The sequence below is a fragment of the Bacteroides sp. D55t1_190419_B8 genome, from assembly GCF_015558905.1.
Lineage (GTDB): Bacteria > Bacteroidota > Bacteroidia > Bacteroidales > Bacteroidaceae > Bacteroides > Bacteroides vicugnae.
Map to the genome: position 1 here is coordinate 40,831 of NZ_JADMOU010000038.1, position 9,358 is coordinate 50,188.

The 9,358-nt window shown below is 46.6% G+C and carries 7 protein-coding genes; 3 read left to right on the forward strand and 4 right to left on the reverse strand.

Annotated elements, in window-relative coordinates:
• Window positions 1–21: 21 nt before the first annotated feature.
• The 4 genes from I2I13_RS21945 to I2I13_RS21960 all read right to left on the reverse strand — a co-directional run bounded on the left by I2I13_RS21945 (window position 22) and on the right by I2I13_RS21960 (window position 7,036).
• Window positions 22–1,941, reverse strand: a complete 1,920-nt coding sequence (locus tag I2I13_RS21945) for a transglutaminase domain-containing protein (protein WP_195650515.1) — start codon at window positions 1,939–1,941, stop codon at window positions 22–24.
• Between the two features lie 18 nt (window positions 1,942–1,959).
• Window positions 1,960–3,972 carry a DUF3857 domain-containing protein gene (locus I2I13_RS21950; protein WP_195650516.1) on the reverse strand — a complete coding sequence of 671 codons (2,013 nt, stop codon included), beginning with the start codon at window positions 3,970–3,972 and terminating at the stop codon, window positions 1,960–1,962.
• Window positions 3,973–4,001: 29 nt separating this feature from the next.
• Window positions 4,002–6,041, reverse strand: a complete 2,040-nt coding sequence (locus I2I13_RS21955; RefSeq protein ID WP_195650517.1) for a DUF3857 domain-containing protein — start codon at window positions 6,039–6,041, stop codon at window positions 4,002–4,004.
• 95 nt (window positions 6,042–6,136) lie between these two features.
• On the reverse strand, window positions 6,137–7,036 hold the full coding sequence (locus I2I13_RS21960) for a diaminopimelate dehydrogenase (RefSeq protein ID WP_074558786.1): 900 nt from the start codon (window positions 7,034–7,036) through the stop codon (window positions 6,137–6,139).
• A 238-nt stretch (window positions 7,037–7,274) separates the two neighbouring features.
• On the opposite strand from I2I13_RS21960, the gene ruvA reads away from it, so the two are divergent.
• The 3 genes from ruvA to I2I13_RS21975 are packed head-to-tail and all read left to right on the forward strand — an operon-like array spanning window position 7,275 to window position 9,046.
• Window positions 7,275–7,877: a Holliday junction branch migration protein RuvA gene (gene ruvA, locus I2I13_RS21965; RefSeq protein WP_148365104.1), complete on the forward strand. Its 603-nt coding sequence runs from the start codon at window positions 7,275–7,277 to the stop codon at window positions 7,875–7,877.
• A 1-nt stretch (window position 7,878) separates the two neighbouring features.
• A complete protein-coding gene (locus I2I13_RS21970; RefSeq protein ID WP_148365103.1) occupies window positions 7,879–8,868 on the forward strand; it encodes a DUF3843 family protein in 990 nt (329 codons plus the stop codon).
• Between the two features lie 40 nt (window positions 8,869–8,908).
• Window positions 8,909–9,046 carry a hypothetical protein gene (locus tag I2I13_RS21975; protein ID WP_162864708.1) on the forward strand — a complete coding sequence of 46 codons (138 nt, stop codon included), beginning with the start codon at window positions 8,909–8,911 and terminating at the stop codon, window positions 9,044–9,046.
• The last annotated feature ends 312 nt before the right edge of the window (window positions 9,047–9,358 follow it).

The following is a 9,358-nucleotide window of genomic DNA, read 5'->3' on the forward strand; positions in this document are numbered from 1 at the left end:
TTCCGTAAAGCGTTTCCCTCCTTATTCTTTTTTTAAAATGATTTTTCCTCCATATTGTCCTGCCACTTGCTTGCGGAAATCAATGAATGCCGCATATTCATCCGGACTGTAAACCCCTTTGCACATAAACAATCGGTGAGTGATGTAGATTTCCTTATCTTTCACCTGAATATCGGAATGGAAACTGCCGAACTTGCTTTTCACGTCAAGCGGTTTCGGAAGTCCTTCGATTACATATCCTTCCGGCAGTTGGATGCGGATGCTGTCGGCATCTGTGTATCCGTAGTTGATGTAAATGGGATAGGTGCGCTTCGTCACAGGAGGAACACTGAATTCTTTTCGGAACACATTGGCGGGGATAAACAGACGGTTGCCCGTTTTATGCCCGTATTGATTGCTGGTGGCAGTGTAGTCGAAGGTGATAGACGGATTGGCCTCCTTGCACTCGCTGATTTGCAGGTTCTGAATATCGGCTTGGGATAAGTTGATGCTTGAACGGATGCGGTCTTTTTGTTTGTTGGGCTCCAGATAGACGATGCCTGCTTCATTCTCATATTGAAAAATCCGGGAGATTTCGTTCACCTCTATCCGTGCCTCGGCTGTGGGGGAGAGGGTGATGTTGGCAACGATGTGCTGTGTGTTCAGCGAGTCGGGATAGGTGGGCAGGCGATACATCTGGCCGCCGGTCGGTTCGATGAGTAAGGCGTCGTGTCCCGCAATGTCTTGGTGGACATAGCCGAAGGGAAGCGATGGATTTGTACATTCCAGCCAGAGCGTATCTTGGGGAAGCGGAACTTGCAGGATGACGTGATTCATCTGGTTGGCACTGGAGAAGTCTGGTAGCAAACGCTCGTTGGTGGTGCTGATGACTGTATAAGTGGAAGCAATTCCCAACTCTTTCAGCATGGCGCGGGTGTAATTGGACAATCCTTTACAGTCGCCGAATCCTGTGCGACAAACATCGGTGGCGGCAATGGGCTGTAAGCCTCCGATACCTAGTTGGATGCTCACGTAACGGGTGGTTTTGGCCAGATAATCGTAGATTGCTTTCACCTTGTCCCGGTCGGTAGTGCAGCTGGCTGTCAGTTCGTGCAGCTTGGCGCGGAAAGGTTCGGTGAGCAGGTCGCGTCCGTCGAGCAGTTGGTATTGCCATTCTCCGTACTTTTGCCAGCTGCTCATATCGCCTTCCGACTTGTCGTACTTGAAAGCGGAGGGAGCAAAGTAGACACGTGGAAATAGCTCGGCGAAATCCGGACCGAAAGGTTCTTTGATGATGGGAGAGAGCTTGGAAGCGGTGGCTTCGATCACTTGCTGCCCGTCGGCTCCGGTGGACTCCTTCACTTCGATTCCTTTTCCCTGCGTGTTCAGTTCGCGGTATCTGCATCCTTGTCCTGCGGGCAGCTCGATCCGGTAAGTCGCTTTCTCCACTCCCTGGTTAAATTCTGCCTGCGGGACAAAAGGGAGATAGCCGATCAGTCCGTTGTTGCATTTCATTTCCCATTCGTATTTCACTGTGAAAGGGAAAGAAGGATAATTACATTCGTAATAATAAAAATAATCGTCCGTGGTAAGCGAAGAGCTGTATTCACTTTTCTGTAGTTCGGATTTCTTTATCTTACGTACACTTTGTCCGGTGGCATTGAGGATTTCTCCGGAGAATTTCTGCAAAGAACGGAACATGTCACATCCGCAGAAGAAACGGGCTGCCTCCAATCCTTTACGGTTGAGGACGCTGATTGTCAGGCTTTCTTTTTCTATGGATTGAGTCATGGATTTGCAGAGAACCTCTGTGCGTGCTTCCACGATGATGGAATTGGCATCCTTGAGAATATCCTGTGCACATGCCGGCTGTATGTGCAGACTTAGGTAAAGAATGGCACAGGACAGACCGAATGCCCGGCATATCCTTTGTTTCAGGATGGGGTGGCTGGAACGAATCATTTTATAAATAGGTAAAGTTTATATTTTCTTGAGTACTAAAATCTCGTTGTTTTTCTCGGCAATCATTTCCCAGAACGCTTTCACTCCTTTGTATTCGTCGATGAGATGAAGTAGTTTGTTGAAAGCGAATGAGTAAGTGACGGTGATTGTGTTATTTTTTTGCTGGATGTTGTATCGGCAGAATCCTTGCCTGTCTTCCGTTTGCAGATTCATCGACTGTGGCAGTTCGTCTACGGCATATCCTTCGGGAAGTGTCAGGTTGACCACCAGCATGAGCTGTTCGGTGTAAGGCATTTCCAGTGGCAGTCGTCGTTCTACCTGGGTAAACGGACACTTGCTGACATGCATGAAAATCAATGGGTTGACGTAAATCAGATGATCGTTTACGGTTGCCTGCTTCTCAAACTCGAAACTTTCCGTCACTTTGGGTGAGAAGATGTTCACTCCTTCCGTAGTGAACTTGGTTATCTTGATGTTTTCTTCCGTTTCCAGTTTGTTGATAAACTCCGTGCTGTCTTTGGCTGCATGGTAACGGCTGCGGAAACCGGAGGCATATTGTCCGACGTAGCCCGATTGGCGGTTGCCGGTGATCTTTCCGTCAGGATGAATTTGAGCTTTGACGGATGAACGTATCTGGTTTTTCCCGAGCCTGCTCAAGTCTATCCAGTTGTCTTGGCCTATGCCATTGATGAGGCGTGCGCGGTTTACCATCAATACCGGTGGCAGGATATTCATGAATCCGTTGGTCACGGAACCGTCGAGGAACACAAAAGTGCTGTCGGTGTCGGCTATGCCGACAATAAAGGTATTGAGCTTCTGGATAGAAGGATGGCTAAGGGGAAGGATTCCCAGGTTTTTACGACTCATGACTACCGGATAACAGGGAATTTGAGCGTCACGCAACATACTCATTAACGCAAAGTTGATATCCGCATTGCTTCCTGTGCCGTTTTTGACAGCCTTTTTCACTTCGCTGCCGTAGAGGGCGTATTGCCCGTTCCACGAAATTTTGCTTTTGAGGAACGTGTAGATGGCCGCAATCTTATCCTGTCGGTCGGAGAGCTTGTCGAGAGCCAGTGACGTCATTTCGTCCCGGTACGGGTTGCGCATTTTGAGTGGCGAACCGAAATCTTCGTCCTCCATCAGCATTTTGTCAATTTCCGTCCAGGTGTGCGTAAATGATTTGTAGAGTGCTCCGGGGAAGCTGATCCCCCGCAGTTCGAAGTTGACGCCGCTCCTGTAATCGTCTGCACACCATACGTAGCTGTCCGGGCGGAGAGCGGGTAATTGTTTGCCGGTGAAACTTAGATGGCGTCCCGTACAATCGATTTTTTCGATCTGCCCATTCTGATATTGCAGGTGGAAAGATATGCTTTCCGACTGATCTTTCGGATTTAAGGTATGTGATCCTCTCATGTCGAGGTTGAATTCGAAATATTCCGGAATCGTGATGTCGTATTGTGCCAGGAGTACGGGGATATCTCTTTGAGCTTCCCAATGGTTGATGCTGTAATAAAAGTCGGAATTGATCTGATATTTGTATTCGAATACGGTTCCTTCGCGGACGGCAGGTATCGAAAATTTGACCTGTTCATAAGTTTTGTTGAGTCGCTCATTGAAAATCAGGTCACGTTTCATTTTGGTACGCACTATTTTCCCATTTTCCATATTGTAGGCCGAGGCGTCAATCTGACCGACATTCTCCTTCATGATTCCACTGTTCGCGTTGGAGTAAAATGGAATGTTGATGTCGGCATAAGACGTACCTTCGGATTTGAGTATCTTGATTTTTGTTTCGTATGTGTACACAAGCCGGAATTCGTTGTTAATCAGGTCGTAGCGGGCGGTATTCTTTGAATAGAGCACTACGGCTGTGGCGGCTGTGTCCGGGGCATACGCAGTCATGTTCAGCTCTTCCTCCGATGGTTTGCCGTATTTTAGGCTGGGGGTGATGGTGTTTGTGTCTGTTTGCTGGGCAGAGCTTTGCCACCCCAGTAGTAAGAAAACGAAGGTTAACAGTGTTTTCATCATGATTTTGGAGTTTTTAAGTTGTGATGATTCTATAGTTTCTTGAGCACGATGAGTGCGTTGTTTTTCTCGATCACTTTGGTCCATAGTTCCTGCAGTTGTTTGTATTGTTCGGTGAGGAATATAGGTTCTTTCAAGTAGAAAATATAATTAAGTGAGATTGTATTTCTCTGTCTCTGAATCATATATTTGCACTGCAAGCCGTCTCCTTGTGTCCGGATGACTTGTGGCTGGGGCGTTTCTTCCACTTCGTATCCTTCGGGGAGAGTCAGTGTAGTCAGCATTGTAAACTTGTACGGATAAGGAAATTCAATGGGAAGCACTCGTTCCGTCTGGATAAAAGGATTGCTTTTTAGTTGCGGAAAGAGCATCGGGTTAATATAGAGGTGGCTATCCGTCTGGTCGGTTTGCAGGACGAAGTCGAATTCTTCTTCTATCAGTGCCCAGTCATTTTCCTGCTTTTTCACTTTCAGGTTGGTGACGGTGAGTTTGTTTTTCTGGCTGGCATTGCTTTCGGGGGTCGAAACGATACTGTCTTGTTTGTGCTTCTCGTTTGCCTGATATTCTACGGCTTCCTGTCCGTAGAGAATGGTGCTGCGATGTCCTTTCACTTGGTTTCCTTCCATGCGGGCCTCAATCTTCATAAAACTTTTGTTGTCGGCAAGAGCCATTACGTTCACCCATTTCTTTTCTTCTTTCACTTTCGGGGAGAGGATACGCGCTTTGTTTACAGACAGTTCGAGTGGAAGTATATTGAGAGCGGGCACGTCCATGGAGCCGTCTAAAAAGACGTATTTCTGTTTGTTTATGTCGTAGATGGCGACAATGAACGTATTCAGTTTTTGCAGGGAAGGGAAGTTGTAAGGCAGCATGCCCGACGAACGTCGGCTCAAAACTACCGGATAGGCTTCCAGCCCGAAGTCTTTCAGAATGCTGATAAGGATGAAATTCAGGTCGGCGTTGCTGCCGTTTCCTTTGGGAATCACCTTTTCGAGTTCCTTGCTGTAGAGCTGATAGCGTCCGTTCCATGCCATTTTCTTTTTGAGTATCTGAAAGGCGCAGATAATTTTCTCTTCGAAACTCATTTCGCTGTTGTATGCCTGTTTCGTTTCCGGGCGGAATGGGTTGGTGAAGGAAAGGTATTTGCCGAACTGTGTATTTTCCGGTTTCAACAGTTGATTGTCTACATCTTCCCATTTCTGGCTGTATGGCTTGTATTCGTTGGGGGTAAATTGCGTGCCTTGCAGGTCGAAACTTACTTGCACCTTGTAGTCTTCCGGGCACCAGCAGTAGGGTTCGTCCTGACGGATAGCCGGAAGGTTGCGTGAGGTAAAGGTGGTTTCCTGTGCCGAAACGGTGAAGTCTTTGCTGACTCCGCCTACACTGCCTCCCTCACGTTCCGTGGCATGGATGGAGGAGTCTCTTTGTTTCACTTGTATGTAGTCCTTTCCCCGCAATTCGATGTTATAGATAAACACATGCGGGATGGTGATCTTATACTGGTTGTAGAGCATCGGGAGTTCTTCCTGCATCATCCAGTTGTCGATGTGTGAAAAATAGTCGGAGTAGAGTTTGTAGTGATATTCGATGACAGTGCCTTCTTTGACAGCGGGCAGAGAGAATTTTAGCATTTTATACAGGTTGTTGATCCGCTCGAAAGAGATGGATTCCCGCTTCATGGACGTTTTTATACATTTCCCGTTTTCCATATTGTAGGAGCAGCCTTCTATGTCGCTGGCTCTTTCCTGCCCTTCGTCCCTATCGGTGGGAGAGTAGTAGGGAACGGACACGTCGGCGTATGACACTCCTTGCGGTTTCAGGATTTTGATACGTACCCAATGTTCGGTAGTCAGTTGAAAACCGTCGTGGTAGACGAAGTCACTTTGTCCCTGATGGAAAAGATAAATAGCCGTAGCGGTGGTGTCGGGGGCATAGGAGGTGAGAGATAGTTCTTCTTTGGAAGGTTTTCCGTACTTTAGATTGGGCTCTATGGTGGCTGTTGTGGCTTGTTGCGAGTGGACAGGCGACAGAAATTGTAACAGAAATGCGCAGAGAATAAATAGTTTTCTCATAATTGTGTTTTTGTAGTATGCTCACAAAGATAAAAAAAATAGAGAAAGGTGTATCACCTTTCTCTATTTTAATTTTGTTTTATATATAAAATATATTATACCAAATGTCCGATCCATTCTTCGCGGTCGCCGGGGAGAAGGTCGATAACGGGAACTTCTACCATCGTGTAGCATCCCGGTTGTTGCTTCATGGAAGCGCGTGCCACGCATACCAGCACTTGTGCGGTCAGTGCGGGGTTGTTGATACGCATATTAAATTCGAACAACTGGTTCTGTGTTTTGCCTGATACACCTTTGCGAGTCAGATTTACACCATGACCCATGTCCAGCAGGGCGTCTACACTCGGAACGAGTTTTACGTGTGTTTCATCGTTCACGAAGTAAGGATCTGCTTTGATGGCAGCGGCTACTTCTTCGAATTTATATCCGTCTTTCAGTTCGATGTATACCATGCGGCGGTGGATTCCCGTGCCGGTCGGAATGGTCATGGAAAGGGCAGCTTTCACTCCGTCAACCGCTTTTACGGCTACTGTGTGTCCCATACTCATACCGGGACCGAAGTTGGTGTAGGTGATGCCTTTCGGAGCAATTGCTTCCAGCATGGTGCGTACGATGGAATCGCTTCCCGGATCCCATCCGGCAGAGATGATCGATACGGCTTTATGTTCTTTGGCGGTAGCATTCAGGGTACGGCGCAGGTCTACGATACCGGTGTGGATATCGAAACTGTCTACCGTGTTAATTCCCATCGCCAGATATTCTTTTGCATATTTCTCTACGCTGCGGGTCGGCGTGCAAAGAATAGCTACGTCTACTTCTCCCAGCTCTTTTATGTCCTTCACTACTGCGTAGTTTGCCAACTCTTCCGGTTTGTTCTCTGCTCCTGCACGACGAACGACTCCGGCTATTTCGAAATCAGGTGCCGCCTGAAGCGCTTCAAGTACATAATGTCCAATGTTGCCATAACCAACGATGGCAGCTCTTACTTTTTTCATTCTTTTCTTGGTTTTAATGAACAAATTTCTTTCTTTTGCTTGCAAAAGTAAACAAATTACTACTAACTTTGGTTCATCTGCTTTAATATTTTATTTTTTTTCACTAGCAGGTGATATCGGTCCGCATGAAAGCAAATCAGGGTGTGATGTGCTACATTGAAAAAACTCTGTGGCCTCTGTGTCCTCTGTGGTGAAATTGTTTTATCTTTGTCCCTGTTATGATAGAATATAATTAGATATGATAGAATATATTAGGGGCGAACTTGCCGAACTAAGTCCGGCAACCGCGGTGATTGACTGTAACGGGGTGGGATATGCCGCCAATATATCTTTGAATACCTATTCGGCTATTCAAGGAAAGAAAAGCTGTAAGCTATATATTTACGAGGCGATTCGTGAAGATGCGTATGTGCTCTACGGATTTGCCGAGAAACAGGAGCGGGAGATTTTCCTATTATTGATTTCCGTCTCCGGAATCGGGGGGAACACGGCACGTATGATTCTTTCGGCTCTCTCGCCTGCCGAACTGGTGAACGTTATCAGCACCGAAAATGCGAACATGCTGAAAACGGTGAAAGGCATCGGGCTGAAGACTGCGCAACGCGTGATTGTCGACCTGAAAGATAAGATAAAAACAATGGGAGGGGTTGCTGCCGGAGGGGCTTCCGCAGGTCTGTTGTTGCAACCTGCCAATGCGGAAGTGCAGGAAGAGGCGGTGTCTGCATTGACGATGTTGGGGTTTGCTGCTGCACCTTCACAGAAGGTGGTATTGGCTATCTTGAAGGAGGAGCCGGATGCTCCGGTAGAAAAGGTTATCAAACTGGCTTTGAAACGTTTGTAGTATGAAGCAACAGAAGATATATATGAAAGCATGGCTGGACGCTCATGGTCGTGCAAAGGTGGTAGGCACGGATGAATGGTATCTGGATTTCGCTAATCATTTATTGCCGTTGGTGGCAGAATCGTATTTATTTAAATGGGAAACAGCGGAAAGTCAGCAACAAGTAGCTTTGATGGTGGCTTTGTACCTGGAAGATTGTGTAGCGGATGGCGGAAACTGGCGTCAGTTTATTCATTGGCACCGGAAAAGCTACGGACGTTATTTGCCTTTCTACGCACTGACGGAGGAATATTTGCCGGACGAAATTAACCGTGAAGATGTTGTTTTCCTTTTGTGGGCCATCAATTCTCCGGTTGGCGATGATTTTGATGGAGTAGAGAACCCGATGGATGCGGATTTGCTGGAGTTTGCGGATACACTTTACAACCGTTTGGATGCTGCGTTCGAATTGGCTCCTATCAGCGATCACCTGGCAACGGACTGGCTGATGGAAACGGAGCTGATGCAAAAGAAGCGGATGCCTCTGCCGGTAGTTTTGCCGGGAGAAAAGATGCCTACAAACGTAGAACGTTTCCTTGAAGCGAGCAAAGGTGAACCACTTTTATACTTTGATTCTTACGAAGCGCTGAAATTTTTCTTTGTGCAGTCGTTGAAGTGGGAAGATGAAGAGGATTCTTTGTTGCCTGACTTAAAGGAGTTCGGTAACTTCGTGGTTTTTGCCAATCCGAAAGGGTTGTTGATCGGTCCTGATGTAGCCGAATATTTTGCAGACAAACGTAATCCGCTCTACAATGCCGAACTGGCTGAAGAGGAAGCATACGAATTGTTTTGTGAAGAAGGCTTGTGTCCGTTTGATCTGCTGAAATATGGAATGGAACATGATTTGTTGCCGGAAGCACAGTTCCCGTTTGAGAACGGAAAGGAGTTGTTGCGGGAAAACTGGGATTTTGTGGCTCGCTGGTTTTTGGGTGAGTATTACGAAGGAGAATAGGAGTTATAAGAAATAAGTACTGTTTATATAGTTGCTGTCTATGCCAATCAAAAAAAGTAACAATCCTTTTGCCGGAAAGACAAAGTCTGCAGTCGGTAAAAAGAAGACGACCGGAAAACGGGTCGGAAAATCGAAACAGGAAAAGGCTAATAATCAGTTGAATAGAAGGGTGAAATAAAGGTGTGTAGACCACGCCGTTTTTGGTTGTCAGGCTACGCCGTTTGATGATGGCAGACTACGCCTTTTCTCCCTACCAGGAAACGCCTTTTCTCTCACGCAGAGGATTAAGAGTCTCATTATACATTTGACGGGAATAGTTGTCGTTTATGAAAAATAACAACTATTCCCGTCTATTTTATTATTAACCAATGTTTTTTTCTGCTGGATAGCTTCTCTTTTGACGGTTATGAGTGATATTATAAGTAAGAAAGTAGGCACGGATTACGCGGATTACACGGTTTTGGCTGCGCAATCTTTTTAAACCGTGTAA

Excerpts from the sequence above, each read along its gene's own strand:
- I2I13_RS21950 (WP_195650516.1), bottom strand. The coding sequence starts at position 3,972 with ATGATGAAAACACTGTTAACCTTCGTTTTCTTACTACTGGGGTGGCAA.
- I2I13_RS21960 (WP_074558786.1), bottom strand. The coding sequence starts at position 7,036 with ATGAAAAAAGTAAGAGCTGCCATCGTTGGTTATGGCAACATTGGACAT.
- I2I13_RS21955 (WP_195650517.1), bottom strand. The coding sequence starts at position 6,041 with ATGAGAAAACTATTTATTCTCTGCGCATTTCTGTTACAATTTCTGTCG.
- I2I13_RS21945 (WP_195650515.1), bottom strand. The coding sequence starts at position 1,941 with ATGATTCGTTCCAGCCACCCCATCCTGAAACAAAGGATATGCCGGGCA.
- ruvA (WP_148365104.1), top strand. The coding sequence starts at position 7,275 with ATGATAGAATATATTAGGGGCGAACTTGCCGAACTAAGTCCGGCAACC.
- I2I13_RS21970 (WP_148365103.1), top strand. The coding sequence starts at position 7,879 with ATGAAGCAACAGAAGATATATATGAAAGCATGGCTGGACGCTCATGGT.
- I2I13_RS21975 (WP_162864708.1), top strand. The coding sequence starts at position 8,909 with ATGCCAATCAAAAAAAGTAACAATCCTTTTGCCGGAAAGACAAAGTCT.